This window comes from Bradyrhizobium sp. USDA 3311 (assembly GCF_054062495.1).
Genome location: NZ_JBSSFI010000001.1, coordinates 590,500 through 613,837 on the forward strand (window position 1 = coordinate 590,500; position 23,338 = coordinate 613,837).

Sequence of the window (23,338 nt, forward strand, 5' to 3'; positions counted from 1 at the left end):
ACTGCAGCCGCTGTCCTTGTGCCGTTGGCGTAAGGGGGTTGTCATCGGCCGCAGCCTCAAGCGCCTGCCCTGAGGTTATCGACAGCTGGGGAAAGCAGACATCTCAGCTTCGAATGCAGGCGCGCCGGCGCGCAATATTAGAATGTTTAGAACAACTATACGTATGTCTATGATGCGTTTTTTCTCGGCGCGTGCTGAGTTCCGCAGCAAGCAATCAATCTCGGAACCGCCCACCAGGGGCCGGGCGCCGGGGATTGCCCCATTTTTGCCTAAAATGTTATAGTTCTCCCGCCGGAAAGGCCGGACGTTATCAAAATGCGTAGCCACATCAGCAATTTTAAACGTTCAGCTCCTCAATTTACTTTCGGCAGCATAACGCTGGCCGCGGTAACACTGCTTTGCTTGTACCTTCAGTCGCATTTCGCCGCGACGGCGTTCGCCTATTTGTTAGTGGTCTTGCTGTTTTCATTGATGGGCAGCTTCGTCGCGTCATCAGCGCTCTGCATCCTAGCCATCGCTGCTCTCACCTACTACTTTGCGCCGCCGGCGTTCAGTCTGCGAATCGATGACCCGCAAGATCTTCCGGTAGTTGTTGCTTTTTTTATTGTCTCGATTGTGGGAACGCACCTGATCGGAAAGCTCCGCCAGGAAAGAGAGGCTGCGCGTGTGGCCGCGGCCAAGCTTCAGCAGAGTGCGGCGGATTTAGAGGATCGCGAAAAACGCTGGCGCGCAATCTTCGAGCACAATCCGGCCATGTACTTCATGGTCGATGAAGCCGGCACTGTCCTCAACGTCAATACGTTCGGCGCGACACAACTCGGTTATGCTCGTGCTGAACTGACCGGTCAATCCGTGCTGCGCGTTTTTCTTGAGGAGGATCGCGCGTTCGTTCGCCAATGCGTTCGGAAATGCCTTGAGGATATCGGACAATCGCGCACTTGGGATGTCCAGAAAGTCAGGAAGGACGGCTCGATATTGTGGGTACGTGAAAACGCCAAAGCCATGCTCTGGACCGATGACCAGCCCATCATCCTTATAGCCTGCGAAGATATCACGGAGCGAAAGCGGACCGAACTTGCCCTGCAGCGGAGCGAAGCACATTTGGCCCAGGCGCAGGAGTTGAGCCATACGGGCAGCTTCAGCTGGAACGCCACCACCGGCAAGGCCCTCTGGTCAAAGGAAACATTTCGGATTTTCCAACTAGACCCTGAGACGGTCCCGACGCCGCAGCTCGTCGTTGAGCGCACTCATCCAGATGATAGGGCTTCGGTTCGAGAAACTATCGATCGAGGGATGCGAGACCTGAGCGATTTCGAGCACGAATACCGGCTGCTGCTACCGGACGGCTCGGTGAAGCACATCCATGCGCGGGCACGAGTCACGAGAACTGCCTCTGGTGAGATCGAGTTTGTTGGGGCAGCTACGGATATCACGGCGGCGAGGCGAGCAGAACAGCAGCTGCGCCGGAGCGAGGCCTATCTGGCCGAAGCCCAGCATCTCAGTCACACGGGCAGCTGGTCCTGGGACGTCTACGGTCTAGATTTCGTGTATCGCTCCGCCGAGGTCGATCGTCTGTTTGGCTTTAGCCCACAAGAGCCGGTATCGATAGAGACCATTCGATCGCGCATCCATCCGGACGACTTGCCGCGGCTACAGGAGGTGCAGCGCCAGGCAATTGAACACAAGGAGGGGCGGTTCGAATATGATTTCCGTATCCTTCTACCAGATGGCGGGATCAGGCGCATACACGCCGTTGCGCACGTGGTGGTCGGCAGCGACGGTAACGTCAGCGAGCTGATCGGAACACATATGGATGTCACCGAACAGCACGCAGCTAGGGAACGCCTGGAGAACACACTTGCTGCGCTGCGCGAAAGCGAACAGCGCTTTCGCGACTACGCCGAAACAGCTTCCGACTGGCTCTGGGAGACCGGGCCGGATCATCAGGTCACTCACTTATCCGAGCACACCAGCACTGCGGGAATTTTGGCGACAGAAGTGATGGGCCTGCTTCGCTGGGACATTGCGTGCGACGTCGAAGAGGAACCCGAGAAGTGGCGGCAGCATCGGGCGATGTTGGAGGCCCATCTCCCGTTTCGGGATCTCGTCTACCGCACCGTGACTCGGATGGGATCTCTGATCTACGTCCGCACGAGTGGCAAGCCTTTTTTCGATGGAAAGGGCAATTTTCTCGGCTACCGCGGCGTCAGCACTGATATCACCGCTACCATTCGCGCCGATCAAGCCGAACAAGCACTACGAAAGGCACAGGCGGAGCTTGCGCATGTGACGCGTGTAACGACGTTAGGCGAGCTGACAACTTCCATCGCCCACGAAATAAACCAGCCACTCGCCGCTATTATCAGCAACGCCGATGCGTGCCTCGGTTGGATGGGTCGCGACGCTCCTGATCTTTCCGCCGCGCGCTCTTCGGTGGAGTGGATCATCGAAGACGCGATCCGGGCAAGCGAGGTGATCCGTCGTGTTCGCACACTCGCGAAGAAAGGCCAGATTGAGATGGTGCCGCTCGATATCAATGAGGTCGTTAAGGACGTCATTGCGCTGGTAACACGAGAGCTGGTTAGCCACCGAGTGACGTTACGAACCGAGTTGACGGCCGCGCTGCCCATGATCTTCGGCGACCGGATTCAGCTACAACAGGTGATCATCAATCTGGTGATGAACGGAATCGAAGCCATGGACGCCGTTACAGACCGGACGCGCGAACTGCTGATTCAATCATCAAAGGACGATCTGGGGCACGTGCAGCTTGCCGTGACCGATTGCGGCGTCGGGGTCGCCGAAGACGACGCGGACCGCGTCTTAGATCCCTTCTTCACCACAAAGGCGAGTGGCCTTGGAATGGGTCTTTCGATCTGCCGATCGATCGTGGAAGCTCACGGAGGGCGGCTGTCAATCGTCCACAAAGATGGACCGGGCGCGACCTTCCAGTTTGCCCTGCCGCTGCATAAGGAGGCCGTCTCGTGACAGGACGATTTGACTCGCCAGGTGAAGGCAGCAATGCCGAGGCGTCGACAAAGCCGATAGTCTTCGTCGTCGAGGATGACATCTCCCTGCGTCGCTCGCTTACGAACCTTTTTCGATCGGTAGGGTTGGACGTGGTTGCATTCGGATCGGCCCGCGAAATGCTGCAGAGCACAGTTCCGGACGTTGTTAGCTGTCTCGTTCTTGATGTCCGGCTGCCAGGCTTGAGCGGCCTTGAATACCAGACCGAGCTGGCGAGGTTAAACATACATATTCCGATCATTTTCATTACCGGCCATGGCGACGTTCCCATGAGCGTCAGGGCCATGAAGGAAGGAGCGGTCGATTTTCTCAGCAAACCGTTTCGCGACCAGGAACTCCTTGATGCCGTGGTTGCGGCGACCGAACGCGATCGCAAAAGACGGCAGGCTCAGCAGACCGTCGCGAAGCTGCAGTCTCTATTTGAAACCTTAAGCCCGCGCGAGCAGGCGGTGATGAAACTGGTCGCGGCCGGCCTTGATGAACAAGCAGGTAGCAGCCGAGCTTGGGCTCGCCGAGATTACGGTCAAGATCTACCGTGGACACGTCATGAAAAAGATGCGTGCCCGGTCGCTGGCCGACTTGATCAGAATGACTGAGACGCTGGGAATCCGCGCCAATCGTCCCGAATAAACCCACGTATGATTTTACAATTTCGTCACTCAAGCCCACTTTCGGCGAATGTGGCTACTACTTTGGCAGCCACTATACCCGCGTCGGGAGGGCTCGTGTTGTCTACGCCTTTGATTTCCGTCGTTGACGACGACGCCTCAGTCCGTGCGGCGACAGAGAACCTTTTGAAATCGCGTGGCTACATCGTCCGAATATTTGCGTCGGCCGAGGAACTCTTGCGGTCGCCGCAGTTGAACGAGACATCCTGTGTCATTACCGATGTGCAGATGTCGGCTATGAGCGGCCTGGAGCTGTTGGCAGAGATGCGGACGCGTGGCTACGACGCACCGTTCATTTTCATTACGGCTTTCCCCAACGACCGCGTGCGCGCGTCAGCCCTGGGCGCCGGAGCGATTGGCTTCCTCGCCAAACCCTTTGGCGGACAAGCGTTAATCGAGCTCCTCGATACCGCACTGAAGGCGTATGGTGGCCGAGAGGGCATCTGATGCAATCAACCTGCAGCTTGGGTTCATGTCCGATCTAAACGCTCCACGCGACGACAATCTCGCCAGGACGACGGATTAAGTTGTTCTCCGTGACGAATGCGGACGAGCGCTGATTTAAGCGATCTTTTGAGCCGGGACAGTTTCGGCGAAGGCGCGGATGATGGCAAGCAAGAGTTCTGCGAGCCATCGCGGGAGCAGGCCGAAGTTGTAGCTGGCCGCGGCGAGGACGGCGTTGATGCGGTCACCGACGCGGCCTTTGAGATAGTTCCGGTCCATGCGGTGCTCGGCCTTGACGTGACCGATGACGGGTTCGACAGCCGCGCGACGCTTCATCTCGCTCCGGATGGAAGCCGTGACGCGGCGAACCTGACCCGAGATCCAGACCCTGAACCGGTGCGGGTAGTTGGGCCGCAGTACCCCTTTTCGACGTGGATACGACGAGCCTCCATGCCGGTGAGCTTCTCCATGTCGGCGACCACGGGGCCGAGCGTGTGGCCGTCAAAGGGATTGCCTGCAGCGCCTTGGTACGCTCGTGCCATTGGCATTCATCAGGTTTGATGAGAGGCGGCGAGCACGCCCGAGGATGCTCCTCCATTAGAAATCAGGTCGATCGATGATTGACCTGCTGACGCCGGAGTTGCGCCGCGCCACCTCATGTCGGGTTCTGGGTGTCGACGTTGCAGTGGAGTTCGCGGACGAGCCGCCTTCCATATTTTGGCCGATTTCCAGACTTTGAGCAACGATATCGCTAGAAAAGTTATCAAACTTCGATTCGTGGAAGCGCGCCCCGCGCGTTCGGCGTCAATGCTCATTTATCCAAATCCGCATTTCGCCTTCGCCGCGGTTAGCCCAGCTGAACCACGGAATGAATGTCAGCCGCTGCGGTTCTAGCTGTCCAGCCACTTTGTCGTACTGATAAAGAACCGCTTCTTCAGAATGGGTGTGTTGCAACCGCGCCCCGTCAGCCTGCAGCAAGGTCTTGCCGTTAAAGAGACCAGTTCCTTCGACAAGGGAAAACCGACTGTCTGCATGAAGCCAAACGTTGTGTAACTCGGTCCCATTGTCGGCTTCCTCCAGACAATAAATTAACGGGCCACGCTGGATGGCCACCTTGCCGGCCAAATTGCGAACTTGTGGATGGCCGTATACGCGACGCACTTGCATCGGCAGCGATAGTTTGACGCGATCTCCCTGCCGCCATGTTCGACGAATGTGCAAATAGCCCTTGCGCGGCTCGCAATTGACAGGCTCGCCGTTCAGGCTCGCCTGCGGCGCGCTACACCATTCCGGCAGGCGCAGGGCGAGCGTGTGGGCAATTGGCGGCGCAGATTCGACGGCGATTTCCACCTCGTCTCTCCAGGGATAGCTGCCGCTTACGAGCAACTGCAGCGTATGTCCGTCGATGGATATAGCCACCCTATTACCAACGTAGAGGTTTACATAGAGCACGTCGGTGCGGGGCGTGTAGATGTAATGACCAATCGATGTGAAAAGGCGTGCGATGTTCGGTGGACAGCACGCGCAGCCAAACCAGCGTCGTCGCACCGGCGAGACGTGATTGTAGATGCCATTAGACCTCAGCGTTTTAGGATGCACTTCGAGCGGGTTAACATAGAAATAGTGACGCCCGTCGAACGCGATACTGCCGAGAACGGTATTGTAGAGCGCGCGCTCCATCACCTCCGCATAGCGACCGTCCAGTTCCATCTCCAGCATACGGCGTGCGAACATCATCAGGCCAATCGATGCGCAACTTTCCGCGTACGCCGTATCATTCGGCAGATCGTAATCGCTGCTGAACGCTTCGCCAGCGACTTGCGAGCCGATGGCTCCGGTAATATAGATCTGGCGCTGGACCATGTTTTGCCATAGCCGTAGGCAAGCTTGGCGCTGCTGCTCGTTCTGGCGCAGACGCGCGAGATGAGCTACCGCGGTCATGAGGTATACAAAACGAACCGCATGACCGATTGCAGTCCGCTGCTCCGAAAGTGGCAAGTGCGCTTGGCTATACGCTTTATTTTTTATCATCCAAGGCGTGCCGTCCGATTTGGGGACGCAGGATTGCTGGCGTTTCTCGTACTCAATGTCGTAGAAGTGTGGCTCCGTGCCGCGTTGCTCCACGAAATAGTTGGCTAGCGTGAGATATCGCTGCTCCTTTGTCGCTTCGTAGAGGCGTGCCAACGCAAGTTCGATTTCCGGATGGCCATCGTAGCCGTGCAACTGATCGCGCTCCGGGCCAAAAACTCTGCCGATGTGGTCAGCAAGCCTGCAAACGACCTCCAGCAATCGCCGTTTGCCAGTCGCCTGAAAGAACGCGACACCCGCTTCAATCAAGTGGCCGGCGCAATAAAGCTCGTGGTACTCCGCTAGGTTGGTCCAGCGCTCCTGAGGCGCGTTCAGTATGAAATAAGTGTTGAGGTAGCCGTCGCCGCATTGGGCCGCCGCAATCAATTCAATCAGCTCATCAGCGGCTTTCTCCAGGTCTGGATTGGGTGCCTGGCATAGCGACCATGCAGCCGCCTCAAGCCATTTTGCGACGTCACTGTCCTGAAAAACCGTGCCATGGAACTGGCCCCTCGCACGTCCGGCGGCAAGGCGGAAGTTCTCTACCGCGTGGCTCGGTATTGCCTCGGGATCGCGATCGTTCAGCACCTCCCATTGGTAGGGAATTGTCACTTCCCTGACCAGCTGCTGGCATTTCCCAATCAGCGGATCCAAGACCTGTAGGTCGTGAAGATCGACTTCGGCCACATTCCGATCATTCATCTCGTTCCTCCTTGGAGTATTGCGAACGGACGCCTAACCCAGCAAGCCAGCTCACTATGTTGCGTTGTTGAGGTTGTGACCCTAAGATTTGCGTGCATAATCATATTTCGGTGCGAGCGTTGAAACGATAGAGACGTAGAGGCTGCCCTACGGCGCCGCACTCCCAGACATGCGCTGACAGCAGTCTCGTTCGAGGAGCGGGATAGCAATTCCCATGCCGAGAATGAGGAGCGGTTGTTCTGGTCAACCAGATCTACGGCTCCGCGATAGGAACCCGATGCGATCGCTGGCCCACCAACCGAATTTGCCAGTCGTGCCAAATCCCGCGTCGCCGCGAGGCTGGTCGATCCTGCTATACGAGCCGGTCGGCTGTCGCTGGGTCAGATAATGGCCAATAATACTTGCCTGCCGCACATAGCCGGTGGCGCCGCGTCCTTCCGACGCGGCGAATTACCTGCACTTGATTCCAGGCGCTCGGCTTTGCGCGGGAATGTCCGGTTTCTAACGATCCTTTGATGACGCGTAGCAGGTGGGGAGGGCCGCGGTGGCGCGTGCGGCTTAACCGGATTGAATGAGTTGCTGCTACGCGCGATCTAAGGGAGAAACTCGACCGCTAATCCCAAGCAATCGTTTCGGGGGCGAAGCGCGTGCTCAACTTCCCGACGTGGCGCGAATGCTGGCGGTCATGAAAAGTAAGTTGTCGCGCGCAGGCGCTGCCAATGAATTAGCCGCGGCGGAGCGACCCGAAGCTGTCTGCACCGATTTGCTCGTCGGCTTCGGCAAGGTGTGAGGATTAGTTCTGCATCGCGTTTCAGGCTAATCTGGCCCTGCAAAGCGGTTGCAGGCTGGGTAACCAGGAGCCGACTTGGATCTCCCAATTGTCCGCAATTCCCGATTGTTATCGACCGTTCCACTCGAGCGGCAGGAAGGTAACGCTCACTCCCATTGGCGATAGTCAGGGTTGAGGATGATGACGCAAGCACGACTGATTCTGCTCATCCAGCTGAATCGGTCTATGATTGACCTGCTGATGCCGGGATCGTTCTCCGTCTGAGATCGCCCACGCCATAGTCACGCTCAGATCGTCGTCTAGCCGCTCAGCGGAGCACGGGCGGGTTGACGAGGGCATTGCCTGAGGTCGCGCAGCATACGGCAGCTACGAGCAACTTCGGATGTCCTCCGTGAAAAACGCGGACGAGCGCTGATTTAAGCGATCTTTTGAGCCGGGACAGTTTCGGCGAAGGCGCGGATGATGGCACGCAAGAGTTCTGCGAGCCATCGCAGGAGCAGGCCGACGTTGTAGCCGGCCCGCGGCGAGGACGGCATTGATGCGGTCGCCGACGCGACCTTTGAGATAGTTGCGGTCCATGCGGTGTTCTTGCCTGGATCGATACCGATCGTGACCATCGTATGGGGCATGGCTTGCGCTCCTTCTCTTACCGGGGACTTTATGTTGCCGCCGGGAGCGGGCGTGGTCCATGCCATTAACTCGTAGGGCGCGCGGGCTTTCCCCTTGCCGAGACCTCCGGCGCATGTAACGCATAGACCTTGGGGCCGCGCTGATGCTGATCCTGGGTGCGCACCCGCTGCGCCAGATCGAGCAGCGGGCCAAAGCGCGCTTCCAGCACCGCATCGCCATCAATCTTGCGGCGGATGTCGCGGATGATCCGGCCAAGCCGCGTCCGCAGGAACTTGAGTCGACGCCGAGCGCGCTTGAACTGATGAGCGTGGGTATAGCGGCCGACCATGATGGCGGCGCGCTTGGCCAGGCGCAGATAGCTCTGGCGCAGCGGCACACGGTTGCGCTTGGCGAGCCCGACGAGCTTGGTGATGGCCCGATGCATCAGCCGCGTGTCGGTCGGATGCGCAACGGCCTTGGGCTGCACCGTGGTATCGACTACCACCCGCTCCAGGTCCTTGGGACCGATGGCGCCTGTCTTGTGCGCCACCGACAGACTTTCCTGGATCAGCGCGACGAGCTGCTCCTCGCCGAGCCGCTGGCGCCAGCGCGTCATCGACGATCGATCGAACGGCAGCCGGTGGCAGAAGCTCAACTCGCCGCAGAAATATTGTCGAGTAGGCCGAGGGAGTTTCACCCTCGGCCGCTCACAGATCCGGACGTGGTACTCTCGCATCATCCGGCTCCTGTCATCCAACCGTGGCCCGTCCAAGCTTTTGCCAATGGACAAAGAGCTTTGGATTTTGCTTCGCCATCTCGTTGAGTTTCCGCAACGACCGTCCCCGATGGCCCTTCAGTTGCTTGTACTTGCACCGAAGCCACGCGCCGAGGCGCTCATCGAAGTACTCATAGAGCCTACGCAGTTCCGTCGGGTAGAATCGCCCGTAGTATTGATCCCAGCCCCGAAGGACGGGGTTGAGACTACGCGCGATGTCTTCAAGCGGAAGCGGCGAGTGCCGAGGCAAGCGCCATCCTCGAATGCGAGCCCTCATCTTCTTGAGAGAGTTCGGACTCACGCGCCCGGAAGGAAGCAGGTGAAGATCCTGCCCCACCGGTTCTTCGCCATACGGGGGCGGAAGCTAAAGCCTAGGAAGTCAAAATGGATACGCGGGTAGTCGATTGCTGTCAGCGCAGTAGACCACTTTAGTCTTCTCCGGATGCAGCAATAAATGGCAGTCAGCAAACCGTCGTTCCAGCGCCGATTTAAGTTCCTCCGCTTCCTGCCGCGTGCGGCAATGGCAGATGATGTCGTCGGCGTAGCGTTCGAACGGAATGTGGGGATAAGACCCTTTCATCCAAACGTCGAACACGTAGTGCAGGAACAAGTTTGCCAGGATTGGACTGACGGCTCCCTGAACGCAAATGATAACTTCCGCTTTGAACGCGTCATCGTCGGCTGGCGTGATAGAGCCGTTGTTGATTTGAGACGCAAAAGGTAATACCGTTATGTCATATGATTCGATCGACGCAAGCGCAGAAAGCCGAGCGGCTGAGGGCGGCGCGACGCTTGCTCGCGAAGAAAATCGGCATGGCGGAGGCGGCCTTGGTGCTGTCGCGCGAAAGCGGCTTGTCGCTGCGGCAGGCCTATCGCTATCTCGAAGTGGCCAAAAGCAGGGAGCGGCTCCTTCCCGCGCCGCAGCCATCAGTGACGCTCTCCCTGAAGATGCCGGCCGATCTTGCCCAAAAACTCCAGACGCATGCGACGGCTTCCAGGCTTTCGGCAAGCGAGGTGATGCGCCGAGCGGTGGCCGCTTATCTCGCGTCTGTCCGCGAAGATGGCTGAGCGGCGAAGAAAACGCGACGTTCGACTCGAATTTGCGTTCGATCGCCTCGTCGCCGTCAAACTTGAACAGGTTTACGAAATTCTCGTTCCAGATCAGGTGCGCTTCGCGCGCGCTGGCGCCGATGTGACGGGAGGCGAAGATGAAGACCGCCGCGATTTACGCCAGAGTGTCGTCGGACAAACAGAAGGAGGAGAACACGATCGCCAGTCAGACGAGCGCGCTGATCGCTTTCGCGCGCGAGCAGAACTGCGACGTGCCGGCGGAATGGGTGATCGAAGACGACGGCTATAGCGGCGCGAGCTTGTTGCGCCCCGGACTTGAACGACTGCGCGATCTCGCCGCAGAAGGGCGGATCCAAGCCGTGCTCGTCTACGCTCCCGATCGGCTGAGCCGGCGCTATGCGCATCAAATCCTTCTTATCGAAGAGTTCGCGCGCGCCGGCGTCGAGGTCTTGTTCATTCGCTCGAGACGGGCAGCGACGCCGGAAGACGAGCTCCTGCTGCAGTTTCAGGGCATGATCGCCGAATATGAACGCGCTCAAATCCTGGAACGGTCGCGGCGAGGGAAGCGCCATCGCGCCCTTCAAGGCCAAGTGAGCGTGCTTTCCGGCGCTCCGTTTGGCTATCGCTACAAGCGCAAGACCGATCACTCGGCCGCCTATTATGAGATCGACGAGCGACAGGCCGGTATCGTGCGCTGGGTCTACGAGCTTTACACCGCAAAAAACCACAGCATCGGCGCCATCACGCGCCTGCTCAATGAGCGCCAGATTCCGACAGCCAAAGAAACAGGCCGCTGGGAGCGCTCGACGGTCTGGGCGATGCTGCGCAATCCGGCGTATAAAGGAACGGCCTGCTTTGGCAAGACGCGGATCGCGCCGCGCATGCGTGTGACGCGGCCGTTGCGATTGCGCGGCGGCGTCGCGCCTCGCAATAGCGCCAATCATGAGCTTCCTCGCACAGAGTGGATCGAAATCCCCGTGCCGACCATCATCAGCGAAGAGACCTTCGCATTGGCGAACGAGCTTTTGGAAGCCAACAAGAAGCATGCCCCGCGACGCACGATCACGCCGAGCGCCCTGCAAGGATTGTTGAGCTGCGCCAAATGCGGCTATGGGCTCTATCGCACCTCCACCAGGTCGAGCGCTCGAACCATCCATTACTACCGCTGCTTGGGCTCGGATGGCCGGCGCCGGCTCGGCGGGCCGGTCTGCGACAGTCGCCCGATGCGCCAGGATTTGCTGGACGAGGTGGTATGGAAAGAGATCGCGCGTTTACTTGAAGACCGACACCTCATCGAAGACGAACTTGAGCGCCGCCTCAAGGCGGCGCGCAACGCCGATCCCTATAGCGCGACAATCAGGGGTTCTTCCGCACATTTGGTGCAGCTTGGTAGCTTGGGTTGGATAGGTTGCCCGGTCATACTCAAGCAGCCAGAAGGACACGTCGACGTAATAGCGGATAGCTTGCCCGGCCATACATTTGTCGTTTGATGGCTTTGATCCTGCTGATCTGGCCTTCGACTGGTCGGACCGCGTCGATGTCGCGCGCGATGCCGTTGGCGAAGCTCTTGAGCTCGCTGGTGGCTGCTTGTGCGATCCATTTATCGAGCTCGGCGATGTCGCTGCCCCTGAGAAGAGACACAAACCTCTTCGCTAGCTCTGCTGTCGTGGCGAGTTCCGGAGCTCGCGCAAACAAGTGACCGAGGAACAGCCTGGCGTCAGCATCGATCTGATCCAGATCCCGGCTCAAATACCAAGCACAGCGACGACGCGAGGGAGCTTTCCAGGTTGGGTGCGGTTGTGCTGCTCCTCCCGAGTCTGCATGTGCACGCCTGTCAGCGGCCCATCGCGCGACGGTCACCCGACTTCCAGTATAACCCTGTTGCTGAAGCTCGCGCCAAAGCTGCTGGCCCCCCTGGCAGCCGGAGGCCCACCGCGCTTCCAGCCATGCCGAGAAGGGCGCGAGAAGATGTGAAGGTCTGTGAGGACGCGAATGCTCCGGTTCGCCGCCAGCGGCCAGCCAGCGCTGAACCGTGCGCCTGTCGACGCCGAGCAGTTGGGCGATCCCGGATGTCGGGCAACCTTGCTCGCGTAGGCGACAGATTTCATCCCAGCGTTCGCGTCGTGCAGCCTTTTGATCCGCCCGCAATTGTGCAAGGCCGGGCGGCAGCGTGGAACTGCCAGTCTTCGGTCGTTGCACGGACGCCATGATTTGCACGGCGGCGGCTACGTTGTGACGATGGCGGCCGACAGCGTGGCGCAGGGCCTCACCTAAACTGTTGAGCAGGTGCCAACGGTCCGCCACCTGCACCGCGTCGGGCGCGCCGCAGCGTACGCCATCAGCATAAAGTCCCGCACGGTCGCGGGCTACGACCTTGATGCCCGGCCAGCGCTTCAGCCAGCGCGCAACACTGTCGGCATTACGATCGGGAAGCAGGTCAAGCACGCAATTGCGCTCCAGATCGCAGATGATCGTTCCATATCGCTGGCCACGACGCCAAGCCCAATCGTCGATGCCGACGACGGTCGGGGCCACGAAATCCGGCAAGGGAGCCGAGTGAACCATCCGGAGCAAGGTGTCGCCACTGACCGGCATGGCCAGTTTGCGCGACAGGCGCGAGCCGGGTTCTCCGCCGACCGCAAAGCCCATTGCCAGTAGGCTCTCGCCGAGGCGGGTTGTGCGTCTTGCTTTCGGCCGCACCGTTGCCGGTAGCCGCTCGGTGAATATCCGACGCGGGCATTGCGGATTCGCGCATCGAAAGCGTCGCGCCTGAAGCCGGATTTCGACCACTCGACCTTGCCACGGCAGATCGGCTAAGCGTCGCACGTAATGGCTGTGGACGCGACCCGTCTGGCCGCCGCAACAGGGACAGAGCGAGACCGCTGACTTCGGCCGAGCCACGAGCACCACCCTGTCCGTCTGGGGAAGGATCTGGACAATCGAAAGTTCGGGGGAAACCAGCGAGCGGAAGGCATGGAGCAAGGCGAATCACGGACGTCGACTGCGATTCCGACCTTATGCCCTTATTCGCACTGTTCGTGAATCCTGCACCCTGCACCAAATGTGCGGAAGAACCCCTGATTGTCGCCGGAGTCTCACCTTGATCGCCGCCGTGCACCGATCCCACACAGCGCCGGGAGGAAACGCTTCGCCGCGATCTTGCGCGCTCCCGGAAAAGCATCGAGCGTCTCCTCACGGCCTATCAAGAGAGCCTTCTCTCACTTGAAGAGCTGCGCAGTCGCATGCCCGATTTGCGTAGCCGCGAACAGGCTTGCTTGTCGGCGCTGCAGGCGATCGAAGACCAATCGCAGGAGCAGGAGGTTTGTCTGCGTCTCGCCGAATCCGTGACTAGCTTCCTCGAGCGCCTCCGCTCGTCCGTCGGCGCGCTCGATATAATCGAACGCCAACGCGTGCTGCGCCTTCTCGTGAAGGAAGTCCTCGTTGGCGACGACAAGATCGTCATCCGCCACTCCATCCCCCTCCCACCCACCCCTCCCGGTGGAAAGGCGCCCGGCGCCGCCAATAGCTCCGTGACCGCTCCCCCACCGCAAAGTTATCTTTTGCGTTCAGGGAGCCACCACACCCCCTTGAGGCGTGCCTGTCGTCCTCGCCCGAACCGATCCATCGGGCATCTCGACCGGAGCCTTAAGCCACCGCTCAATGTAGAGCCGGATCCAGTCAGCTTTCGTGTGTCGATAGACCGCGCGCATCAAGAGTTCATGATCGATCGTGTCGAAAAAGCTCTTGATGTCGAGATCTACGACCCAGTCGTGCTGCCAGCACCGCTTACGCGCCTGCTCTATGGCCTGATGGGCCGATTTTCCGGGCCTGTAGCCGTAGGAGTCCGGATCAAATTCTCCATCCAACGCCGGCTCCAGACACCGTTTGACCACCATTTGGGCGATACGGTCCGCGACCGTCGGTATGCCAAGAGGACTAACCCCACCGCCGGCCTTAGGAATCTCGACCCGCCGCACTGGTGGCGGGAAGTAACTTCCTGACGCCAACCGATTCCACAGCCGGTAGAGGTGGTTCTCAAGATCGCCGGCAAAGTCTCCGAGACTCTGGCCATCGACGCCCGCCGCCTTTCCCTTCTTCTTCACAAGCTTATAGGCTTCCCACACCATCCGCTTGGTGATAGGCAACGGTTTGCCGGAGTTCACCGTGCTCCTCCCGGTCTTCCCGGTTGGCGCAGTGACGCCGGCAGGATAACGCAACCCCTTTGCCCCACGGCCATTACAGCCGCTTCGTCACTATTACGGGTTGCTCCGCCCCTGACGCATTGCGTCAGGTTCCCACGTTCCGTGTTGAAGCCTGTGACGAGATCATGCCGCCTATGCACCGGCTGCCGCGTGGGCCGTAACCAGGCTCCGCCCACACTCCTCCGAGCGCTACTACCCCACGCCCGTTTTGACAGCGTCTTGAACCCATTTCGAGACGTCATCGGCGGTTCGCTTGCACTCATCTTCTTGTCACTTACCTGACGGTTTCATTCACCGCCTTTTTCCTCATCGCTCACCACCGCACCTTTTGAACGCGGCAGCATGAGGTGGTTTGAAGCCTGCCCCTGCAGGCCGGCTCCGGGAGGCCAAACTCCCATCTTCAATACAGCATCACCGGCGTCGCCGCCGGTGTTCGTGGCACACGGTAATAGGGGTTCTCGATCCAGCGGGCGCACAGCACCTCATCCGAGAGATTGTGCATGTGCTTCAGGATGAACAGGCCGGCGACAAGCCGCGTCGGCAGGCCAGGCTGCCCCGGACGTGTTTGGCACACCGAACCAAAGCGATCATCCAGAAACTTCCAGTCGATCAGCGCCGCCAACCGCACCAGCGGGTGGCCCATGTCGATGATCTGATCGAGGGCCGGAAGCACAGCTCTTTCTGGCGATCATCCCGCGGTTTGCTCATCGCCGTCCCCAATGCCGATGACCGCCGTCAGGGAATCACGAATCGCAAAGAACTTGTCCGGTTCCGGCTCCACGAACTCGACGCGACCAAACGCAAGCCCAACACCTCGACACGGAGGCCTCAATGCTCAGATACTAACATTGCGGTCTCATTCGACAGTCACCGATTTTGCGAGATTACGCGGCTGGTCCACGTCCGTGCCCCTTACGAGGGCGGTATGGTAAGCCAAGAGCTGAACCGGAATGGCATAGACCATCGGCGTAAAGCTTGCGACCATCTCAGGCAGCACAAGGGTCATGAGTGTGTCCACGGTCGCTTCCAAAGCACCCTTCGCATCGGTGATCAGGATGATCTTGCCGCCCCGAGCGGCAACTTCTTGCATGTTCGAGACGGTCTTTTCGAAGACCTTGTCGTAAGGCGCGATCACCACCACAGGCACGGTCTCATCGATCAGCGCGATCGGTCCGTGCTTGAGCTCGCCGGCGGCATAACCTTCTGCATGGATATAGGAAATTTCCTTCAGCTTGAGTGCGCCCTCCAACGCCAGGGGGGCCGACGTGCCCCGACCGAGATAGAGCACGCCCCTTGAGTCGGCGATATAATGCGCGAGCTTCTCGATCTGCGGCTCGATCAACAGCGCCGCAGCAATCAACCGCGGCACTTCGATAAGCTCACGCACGAGCTTCGATTCATCGATCTCAGAGAGATTACCGCGCTCTTTGCCTGCTGCGACGGCAAGCGCTGCCAATACCAACAGCTGGCAGATGAATGCCTTTGTGGAGGCGACGCCGATTTCTGGCCCCGCCAGCGTCAGCAGAACGGATTCGCTCTCACGTGCAATCGTCGAGGTCGGGACGTTGACCACAGATATCGTGTGCACGCCCTGGCCCCTGGCGTATCGCAACGCAGCTAGTGTGTCAGCGGTTTCGCCCGACTGCGAGATGACGATGGCGAGATCCCCCCGGCGCAGAGGCGCCTCCCGATAGCGGAACTCGGACGCTACATCGATCTCGACAGGCAAGCGCGCCAGCCGCTCAAACCAGTATTTGGCAATGTGCCCGGCATAGCTTGCAGTGCCGCACGCGATAATTGAGATGCGCTGAATGGATTTAAAGTCGAACGGCAATGTGAGCGGCAGGGCGACGCGCTTGGCCGCCATGTCGAGATAATGCGCCAATGTCTTGCCGGCCACTGTTGGCTGCTCGTGGATTTCCTTGGCCATGAAGTGGCGATAATTCGCTTTGTCCACAAGGAGTGACGATACGCCAGACTTTGATGTTTCCCGCTGGACGACGGAGCCGTCTGCGCTATAAATCACGCACGTCGTGCGCGTCAGCACGGCCCAGTCGCCGTCTTCAAGATAGGTAATGGTGTCGGTCAAAGGCGCGAGCGCGAGCGCGTCCGATCCTAGATACACTTCGCCGTTACCATGTCCGATCGCAAGGGGCGACCCTCTGCGCGCACCGATCAAAAGATCGTCGTGGTCCTTGAAAAGGAATGCCAGCGCGAAGGCACCGCGCAGGCGCGGCAGCGACGCTTGTACCGCATCCTGCGGCGAGTAGCCATTCTTGAGATAAGATTCGACGAGATGTGCCACCACCTCGGTGTCCGTCTCTGAGTCAAAATGGGCTCCATTCCGCTCCAGCTGGGTCCGCAGCTCGCTGAAATTCTCAATGATTCCGTTATGAACGACCGCTACATTTTCCGTCGCATGCGGATGAGCATTGCTCTCGGTCGGCTTTCCATGAGTCGCCCAGCGGGTGTGACCAATACCGGTACGACCCGACGGCGGATAATAGCGCAGCCGCTCCTCAAGGTTTCTCAGCTTACCTTCAGCGCGTCGCCGCTCGATACGGAGACCTTCGAGAGTCGCGAGGCCTGCGGAGTCGTAGCCACGATATTCCAATCGCTTGAGCGACGCGACCAACTGCTCACCGACCGGACCACGCCCCAAGATGCCAACAATGCCACACATATCGATCAACGCTGCCCAAGTTCAAGAAGCCCGACGTTCCTCCTCACAGGAACCCCGTTATGAAATTCGCTCGCCCGGTGGTAACAGGCGTCAAGTTCGGGATCTTTCGCGGCCGCCCGCATCGCCGCCGCATTCACAAGCGCGAGTCAGATTTCTTCGGCCACCATCACTTCGCCCGGCTACATTCCGCTTTTGGCTGCCGATCGAGTAAACTGTGATGCGGGCTGCGAATAGCGTGACCGCTTCGAGGAGAGCCAGATACGCAGATGCGCTTGCCCGGTGAAATACAATTCCGACACAAACAAACTCGCTCCGTTGCGACGACAGCTGTCGTCGTCGCAACAAGCCGCTGCGAGGATACATCGTGCAGATAGTCTGGCTCCATGGATTGAGGACATTCGAACAGATAGGCAGGTCACAGGTCAATTATGCTACGGTAAAACATCTTCTGGTTTGCTCACCATCACTGATGAGCCATTTCACGACTTGCAGCTCAAGTTTCCAAGAAAGTGAGCAGCGATACCGGCGAACCGGGCGGCAGTTGATGTGGGAGTCATTGAGTCCTTGCGTCTCACTGATAGACTCTTCGAGAGGCTCACGTTCGTCTGGGCCTTGGTTCATTGCAGATAGAAAGAAGACACGCTGCCCGTGGCTTCTACATCGTCTGCTGCCGATATATTTGCGCAGCCGCTCTAGCAAGAATTGTCCTATGTCACTGGAAACATTTTGCCGGCGCTGGTTTAAGATGGCTCATCATACTCGGACCGAGGCAAGTCACGCTCGTCGAGACTAAACGATTGGCGTCGGAGCTCTATTGTACGAACGTAAACTTTCGATATCGGAACGTTCGAGGATTTATACCAACGTTTGCTACTCTTTCTCATTTTGTCTTGCGTCGACCGTCCACTGCCGCGAGTTGATATTGGCAAAGGCACTGATCACCGTTGACGAGTCACCGCCAAGCCAGGGTGTTCTATTCGGAGATTAACGGTACGGGCGCTTTGTAGATTACGAAATGATGCGCAGGCTTGACGTGTGCTCGCCTGCATCGCGTGATGCCGACAAACGCATTGACGACCGCGGCCTCAGCTCGTCACTCTCCCAAGCCATGGCGAGAGCACGCGAATGCGTAGATGCGCTTGAGAATAGATAAGGAACACAGACCGTCGGCTTCTATCTCATTGGAAATATCGCCCGCGGGGGAAGCGCGCCCTGACGCTCGTAACTGCGTTTGCCATCCATCTCGCCTGCTTCGGATCATCGCGGATATCAGGCAGGTTGCGAGGGTTAGTTGACTTTCATGTTTGGAAGCTCAATGTGTTGGCTTCTCCAGTTTAATATAAATCAATGTATATAGTGTGCATTTCCTACATGATGTGTATGACTGGAGCTAATGATCGCTTTCCTCTAATTGCCGGTGGAGCGCGCTTGCGCATCTAGATTTATCGACAAACGGCTTCGCAATAGCATTTCACAGGTAGGCTTTCTTTCCGACGCAACTAAGAGAGACCATGGCGGCTCAGGACTCAAAGCGGCGCGTTGCGCTGATCACCGGCGTCACCGGGCAGGACGGCGCATATCTCGCCGAGTATCTGCTAGGTCTCGGCTACACCGTGCACGGGATCAAGCGCCGGTCGTCCTCGTTCAACACAGCGCGCATCGATCATCTCTACCAGGATCCGCATGCCGGCAACCTGCCGTTTCTGATGCACTATGGTGACATGACGGATTCGACCAATCTGATTCGGCTGGTGCAGCAGATCCGGCCGACCGAGATCTACAACTTGGCCGCCCAGAGCCACGTCCACGTCAGTTTCGAGAGCCCGGAATATACCGCCAATGCCGACGCGATCGGTGTGCTGCGCCTTTTGGAAGCGATCCGCATCCTCGGCATGGAAAATGAGACGCGGTTCTACCAGGCCTCGACCTCGGAGCTTTACGGGCTGGTGCAAGAGGTGCCGCAGAAGGAAACCACGCCATTCTATCCGCGCTCGCCCTATGGCGTCGCCAAGCTTTATGGCTACTGGATCACAGTGAACTACCGTGAGGCCTATGGCATGTTCGCCAGCAACGGCATCCTGTTCAACCATGAGAGCCCGACCCGCGGCGAGACCTTCGTGACGCGCAAGATCACCCGCGCCGTCGCCCGCATCGAGGTCGGCCTCGAGAACACGCTCTATCTCGGCAATCTCGACGCCAAGCGCGACTGGGGCCATGCTCGCGATTATGTCGAGGGCATGCACAGGATCCTGCAGGTCGACGAGCCCGGCGACTTCGTGCTCGCGACCGGCGAGGCGCGGTCGGTCCGCGAGTTCGCCGAGCTGGCGTTTGCCGAGGTCGGGCGCAGCATCGAATGGCGCGGCAAGGGCGTCGAAGAGGTCGGTGTGGACAAGGCGTCCGGCAAGACACTGGTGCAGATCGATCCGACCTATTTCCGTCCGACCGAGGTTGATCTCCTGATCGGCGATGCAAGCAAGGCGCGCGCGAAGCTCGGCTGGGCTCCGAAGACGCCGCTCTCGCAACTGGTGAGGGAAATGGTCGCCAGCGATCTGGTCCAAGCCAGGCAGGGGGCGGCCAATGGCAAGCACGGCGTTTGAACTGAAGGGCAAGACGGTTTTCGTTGCCGGCCATCGCGGCATGGTCGGCGCGGCGCTGATGCGCCGGCTGGCACGCGAACAGGCCGACCTCTTGACGGTGTCGCGCAGCGAGCTCGACCTGCGCGACCAGGCCACGGTGAACGCCTGGTTTGCCGCGAAGCGGCCGCAAGCCGTGTTCCTCGCCGCCGCCAAGGTCGGCGGCATCGTCGCTAACAACACGCTGCGCGCCGAGTTTCTCCACGACAATCTGGCGATATCGAGCAACGTGATCCAGGCGGCGCATGCCAATGGATGCGAGAAGCTGATGTTCTTCGGCTCCTCCTGCATCTATCCGCGCCTGGCGCCGCAGCCGCTGCGAGAGGATTCGATGCTGACCGGCCCGCTGGAGCCGACCAACGAACCCTATGCCATCGCCAAGATCGCCGGCATCAAGATGGCCCAGGCCTATCGCAGCCAGTACGGCGCCGATTTCATCAGCGTGATGCCGACCAACCTCTACGGCCCCGGCGACAATTATCACCCTGAATACAGCCATGTCGTCGCCGGGCTAATCCGCCGCTTCCACGAGGCCAAAATTTCGGGCGCCGGCAAAGTCGTGGTGTGGGGTACCGGCACGCCGCGCCGCGAATTCCTCTATGTCGATGATCTCGCCGACGCCTGCATCCATCTGATGAAGACCTATTCCTCGCCGGAACTGGTCAATATCGGTACTGGCAAGGACATCAGCATCGCCGAGTTCGCACTCATGGTCGCGGCCGCCGTCGGTTTTCGCGGTGAAATCAGCTTCGACACGTCGCGCCCGGACGGCACGCCGCGCAAGCTGCTCGACGTGGGTCGGCTGTCCGGGCTCGGTTGGCGCGCCACGACCTCGCTGGAGGACGGGATTCAGCTGGCATACCGGGCGTATCGCGCTGACAGCGATGGAGGCACCAGAGTGATTCGCTTGTTCCCAGATAAGGGGCCGATCCTACGATCAATCGGCGGTGAACATCCGGCCTAGCGGACCCGCCGCTCACGTAACGATCAATCGTGATTCGCAGTTGACGAACGTTCATTGTCAACAACGCCCCTCAGTTGGCCCCCAAGAAACCGAGTGACGCGGTGTATCCAAGCTCCGACGCAGCCAGCCGACTTGCAGGAAAAGGAAAATGATCATGATCGAGACGTGCTGCCATCAATTGAGGCTCATCGACTCTAAGTCTCAAACGCCGATGGACGATCATTAGCCGGAAGCGTGCCGGTACCCCTTTCCTCTCGAGCAATGTTTTAGCGATGGTCTGTCATCATCATCCTCGCCGACAGCGTAACGATGGACATGAGCACGCCTAACATCCCGAACGCCAGGGGCAAGCCAAACATGTGTGCGATGAGCCCGATGCCGGCTGGCCCGACGAGTATACCCGTGTAGCCGCCTGTCGTGATGACCGCGATCGCTATGCCTGCTGGCATCACCTTCTGTTTGCCGGCGCGGCGACACAGTACGGGAACAACATTTGAAATACCCAATCCAATAAGCAGGAACCCCGCCATAGCAATCAACGCAACGGGCGCGGCCACCACAGCCAAGAAGCCTGTCACGATTGGCAGAGTCCCGAGCATCAATGTGGCACGGTCGCCGATTCGCGCCACCACGGCATCTCCGCTGAGACGCCCTGCGGTCATGGCGATTGAGAAGAGCATACAACCAATGCCCCCGTGCGCCTCCGCGAGAAGATCTCGTTCAACGAGAAGCAAAGCGCTCCAATCGAGCATTGCACCTTCGACAAGAAAGGTGATAGCCGCGAGCACAGCTATCAGCAACACACTGCGATGGGGCAAGACAAACAATGGTCCCTGCTGTCTCGAACCCGTCGCGAGTAACCTCGGCCAGGCCGACACAATCACGATCGTCATTAACGCCGAACAGACCAACGTCGAAAAAAGCGAGCCAAGCTGCAGCGAGAGGAACGAGGTCACGACAGCAGAGCCGGTGAATTCGCCAATGCTATACTGAGCGTGGAAGCCGGACATCAATGGACGGCCGGTGGCGCGCTCCGATTCAATCGCATGAATGTTCATGGCTACATCGATTGAGCCGATTGAAACGCCGAAAGCAAACAGCGTGGCGCCGAGCTTGACAGGTGTGTCGGCAATTGCAAGGCACGGCAGGATGATCGCGAGTCCAAGTCCACCCGCGAGGATAATGGGCTTGCTGCCATACCGGGCATTCGACACGCTGGTCATAAGCATCGCGATGACGGATCCCGTTCCGAGGCAGAGCAGCAGTAGACCAAGCATGCGGTCATCCAGCGCGAGCCGCTCCTTGGCGATTGGCACTAAAGGCGCCCAGGCCGCGAGGCCGAATCCGGCCACAAAAAATGTCAGCCGCGTCCCAAGCACGCCGGCAGACCAATTGGCAGATGGTATCACGGACGCTCCTGAAAGAACGGGCTCGCGAGCGCGGCGCCCCTCATCCTGCGTGCGTCGCAAGCGGCGCGCGACTCGACGATGATGGCCTCAAGTTGACGTTCTTCATCACTGCAAATGCGATGCCGTCACAAATGCTGGACTACGTCACAGGGCGAGCGACAAGTAGGGGTGATGGTCGAGCCCGTGGGGGCGGTGTTTCGGCTAATCTTTCCCGGATGAGCTGGCCATACGAAGATGATAGCTTTTTGCTGGTTTGCGACAGCCGGAGGCGCAACGCTCAGTATGGGCTGTCGCAAAGCCTACAAAGCCAACGGCGCCCCACGCCTGTAGTTGGCGCTAACACGACCGTAGCTTTTCCGACAGCTTTTGCAAAATCGGAAGCTCTCATCGCGAGTAACTGCGCTGACCCGCGAGATCAATACAACGAGGACCGCTATCACGCGCAAGCCGTCAATGTCGGCCCGATACTTTTGATATTCGATTGTCCCGGCTCAGGCGGCCAGAAGGTTCCCCATTGGTGTAGAAAACCAGCGCAAGGGGTACCGTGAGCGACGAAAGCCGTAGCCGATGGCTCCATTTACAAAGGCCGCAAAACACGTCGTTGCGGCCAGAAACCACATAGCAGGATCACACTCAGGCATTTCCTTAACTTTCCCACACCGGAGGGCGTCGGGTCACGCGTCGGGGGACCAGCGCGGCCATTGGTCATCTGGATTGCGGCAGATTCTTACCATTCGCATAGCAGCTCCGGCCGTCTTCGCAATGGCAGTGGTCAGCACAGGTTCAGGAGTTGCTCCTACTCTCGACTTCGGTCGTACAACAGAAGCTGTGCTGCCCTTCCCAATACCCGACTGCGATCACTCAGCAATACGTGTCAGCCTGTTCTTCGGTTTGTCGACAATGGTCGTGTCGAAGCCGTAAGTGCGTCGGTCATGGATACGGGGGCTCCTGACGACCGTCGCCCCACGGAATTGAACTCGTGTCGAATCCTAAGCGGTTCAGCGTCACCTTTTTCAGCTAGCAACGCAACGCGGTCGGACGGAAGCAAACAATTCTCCTTAAAGAGCACTTGGGATAAATGGCAAGGCCACCTTTTATCAGGCGAGCATCAGTTCCCTTCTTCCCCCGGCGAGGTCTAGAGCGTTCCGCCGCCGTGAATGTACGGTGCGATTCCTTGACAGAGCAGGCGCGGATCACCGATGACGTATTCTTCGCCGGGCACCTGATGGTTGCCAAGCTCTGCATCACGGGCTTGAAGATCTCGATGCGCAAGGGAGCTTGAAGCGGTCGCACG

General features: G+C 59.0%; 14 protein-coding genes and 4 pseudogenes. 7 read left to right on the forward strand and 11 right to left on the reverse strand.

The genetic code is table 11. The annotated features are described in order from the left end of the window. Window positions 1-315: 315 nt before the first annotated feature. The 3 genes and pseudogenes from ACVWW6_RS02785 to ACVWW6_RS02795 all read left to right on the forward strand — a co-directional run bounded on the left by ACVWW6_RS02785 (window position 316) and on the right by ACVWW6_RS02795 (window position 4,142). Complete coding sequence (locus ACVWW6_RS02785) at window positions 316-2,988, forward strand: PAS domain S-box protein (protein ID WP_161533238.1); 2,673 nt, start codon at window positions 316-318, stop codon at window positions 2,986-2,988. Then, window positions 2,985-3,657: pseudogene (locus ACVWW6_RS02790) on the forward strand (response regulator transcription factor). Before ACVWW6_RS02785 ends, ACVWW6_RS02790 begins: the two are co-directional and overlap by 4 nt. A gap of 98 nt (window positions 3,658-3,755) precedes the next feature. Next, complete coding sequence (locus ACVWW6_RS02795; protein ID WP_161533237.1) at window positions 3,756-4,142, forward strand: response regulator transcription factor; 387 nt, start codon at window positions 3,756-3,758, stop codon at window positions 4,140-4,142. A gap of 114 nt (window positions 4,143-4,256) precedes the next feature. Here ACVWW6_RS02795 and ACVWW6_RS02800 read toward each other — a convergent pair. From ACVWW6_RS02800 to ACVWW6_RS02820, 5 genes and pseudogenes are all read right to left on the reverse strand, one after another. Further along, window positions 4,257-4,654: pseudogene (locus tag ACVWW6_RS02800) on the reverse strand (IS5/IS1182 family transposase); the annotation flags it as partial. Window positions 4,655-4,943: 289 nt separating this feature from the next. Continuing rightward, entirely contained in the window at window positions 4,944-6,908 is a 1,965-nt protein-coding gene (locus ACVWW6_RS02805; RefSeq protein ID WP_456680093.1) for a glycoside hydrolase family 127 protein, read from the reverse strand. A gap of 1,206 nt (window positions 6,909-8,114) precedes the next feature. Beyond that, a pseudogene (locus ACVWW6_RS02810) lies at window positions 8,115-8,989 on the reverse strand (IS5/IS1182 family transposase); the annotation flags it as partial. Between the two features lie 67 nt (window positions 8,990-9,056). Continuing rightward, on the reverse strand, window positions 9,057-9,359 hold the full coding sequence (locus ACVWW6_RS02815) for a group II intron maturase-specific domain-containing protein (protein WP_246740619.1): 303 nt from the start codon (window positions 9,357-9,359) through the stop codon (window positions 9,057-9,059). Window positions 9,360-9,461: 102 nt separating this feature from the next. Further along, on the reverse strand, window positions 9,462-9,677 hold the full coding sequence (locus ACVWW6_RS02820; protein WP_271554271.1) for a reverse transcriptase domain-containing protein: 216 nt from the start codon (window positions 9,675-9,677) through the stop codon (window positions 9,462-9,464). Between the two features lie 143 nt (window positions 9,678-9,820). On the opposite strand from ACVWW6_RS02820, the gene ACVWW6_RS02825 reads away from it, so the two are divergent. Together ACVWW6_RS02825 and ACVWW6_RS02830 are read left to right on the forward strand one after the other, a co-directional pair. Continuing rightward, window positions 9,821-10,150, forward strand: coding sequence for a ribbon-helix-helix protein, CopG family (locus tag ACVWW6_RS02825; RefSeq protein WP_011084760.1), 330 nt, complete (start codon window positions 9,821-9,823; stop codon window positions 10,148-10,150). A 140-nt stretch (window positions 10,151-10,290) separates the two neighbouring features. Beyond that, window positions 10,291-11,643, forward strand: a complete 1,353-nt coding sequence (locus ACVWW6_RS02830) for a recombinase family protein (protein ID WP_456680094.1) — start codon at window positions 10,291-10,293, stop codon at window positions 11,641-11,643. On the opposite strand, the gene ACVWW6_RS02835 is transcribed toward ACVWW6_RS02830, so the two are convergent. The 5 genes and pseudogenes from ACVWW6_RS02835 to glmS form a co-directional block, all read right to left on the reverse strand. Next, a complete protein-coding gene (locus tag ACVWW6_RS02835) occupies window positions 11,576-13,063 on the reverse strand; it encodes an ISL3 family transposase (protein ID WP_456683114.1) in 1,488 nt (495 codons plus the stop codon). The two genes, ACVWW6_RS02830 and ACVWW6_RS02835, sit on opposite strands and share 68 nt — an antisense overlap. Window positions 13,064-13,371: 308 nt before the next feature. Next, window positions 13,372-13,623: a hypothetical protein gene (locus tag ACVWW6_RS02840; protein WP_271553292.1), complete on the reverse strand. Its 252-nt coding sequence runs from the start codon at window positions 13,621-13,623 to the stop codon at window positions 13,372-13,374. A gap of 96 nt (window positions 13,624-13,719) precedes the next feature. Then, complete coding sequence (locus ACVWW6_RS02845; RefSeq protein ID WP_456680095.1) at window positions 13,720-14,316, reverse strand: reverse transcriptase domain-containing protein; 597 nt, start codon at window positions 14,314-14,316, stop codon at window positions 13,720-13,722. A 481-nt stretch (window positions 14,317-14,797) separates the two neighbouring features. After that, window positions 14,798-15,063: pseudogene (locus ACVWW6_RS02850) on the reverse strand (transposase); the annotation flags it as partial. A 148-nt stretch (window positions 15,064-15,211) separates the two neighbouring features. Then, the gene (gene glmS, locus ACVWW6_RS02855) at window positions 15,212-17,038 is read right to left on the reverse strand and encodes a glutamine--fructose-6-phosphate transaminase (isomerizing) (protein ID WP_161536955.1); all 1,827 of its coding nucleotides are present in this window, start codon (window positions 17,036-17,038) and stop codon (window positions 15,212-15,214) included. Between the two features lie 1,511 nt (window positions 17,039-18,549). On the opposite strand from glmS, the gene gmd reads away from it, so the two are divergent. Both gmd and ACVWW6_RS02865 read left to right on the forward strand, forming a co-directional pair. Next, entirely contained in the window at window positions 18,550-19,635 is a 1,086-nt protein-coding gene (gene gmd / locus ACVWW6_RS02860; RefSeq protein ID WP_161533235.1) for a GDP-mannose 4,6-dehydratase, read from the forward strand. Next, entirely contained in the window at window positions 19,616-20,635 is a 1,020-nt protein-coding gene (locus ACVWW6_RS02865) for a GDP-L-fucose synthase family protein (protein ID WP_271553295.1), read from the forward strand. The genes gmd and ACVWW6_RS02865 overlap by 20 nt, the downstream gene beginning before the upstream one ends. A 266-nt stretch (window positions 20,636-20,901) precedes the next feature. On the opposite strand, the gene ACVWW6_RS02870 is transcribed toward ACVWW6_RS02865, so the two are convergent. After that, a complete protein-coding gene (locus tag ACVWW6_RS02870) occupies window positions 20,902-22,041 on the reverse strand; it encodes an MFS transporter (RefSeq protein WP_271553310.1) in 1,140 nt (379 codons plus the stop codon). Window positions 22,042-23,338 lie beyond the last annotated feature (1,297 nt).

What these genes read in the sequence shown, in the direction of transcription:
- ACVWW6_RS02785 (WP_161533238.1), top strand. Translation starts at nt 316, where the DNA reads ATGCGTAGCCACATCAGCAATTTTAAACGTTCAGCTCCTCAATTTACT.
- ACVWW6_RS02805 (WP_456680093.1), bottom strand. Translation starts at nt 6,908, where the DNA reads ATGAATGATCGGAATGTGGCCGAAGTCGATCTTCACGACCTACAGGTC.
- ACVWW6_RS02815 (WP_246740619.1), bottom strand. Translation starts at nt 9,359, where the DNA reads ATGAGGGCTCGCATTCGAGGATGGCGCTTGCCTCGGCACTCGCCGCTT.
- ACVWW6_RS02825 (WP_011084760.1), top strand. Translation starts at nt 9,821, where the DNA reads ATGATTCGATCGACGCAAGCGCAGAAAGCCGAGCGGCTGAGGGCGGCG.
- ACVWW6_RS02830 (WP_456680094.1), top strand. Translation starts at nt 10,291, where the DNA reads ATGAAGACCGCCGCGATTTACGCCAGAGTGTCGTCGGACAAACAGAAG.
- glmS (WP_161536955.1), bottom strand. Translation starts at nt 17,038, where the DNA reads ATGTGTGGCATTGTTGGCATCTTGGGGCGTGGTCCGGTCGGTGAGCAG.
- gmd (WP_161533235.1), top strand. Translation starts at nt 18,550, where the DNA reads ATGGCGGCTCAGGACTCAAAGCGGCGCGTTGCGCTGATCACCGGCGTC.
- ACVWW6_RS02865 (WP_271553295.1), top strand. Translation starts at nt 19,616, where the DNA reads ATGGCAAGCACGGCGTTTGAACTGAAGGGCAAGACGGTTTTCGTTGCC.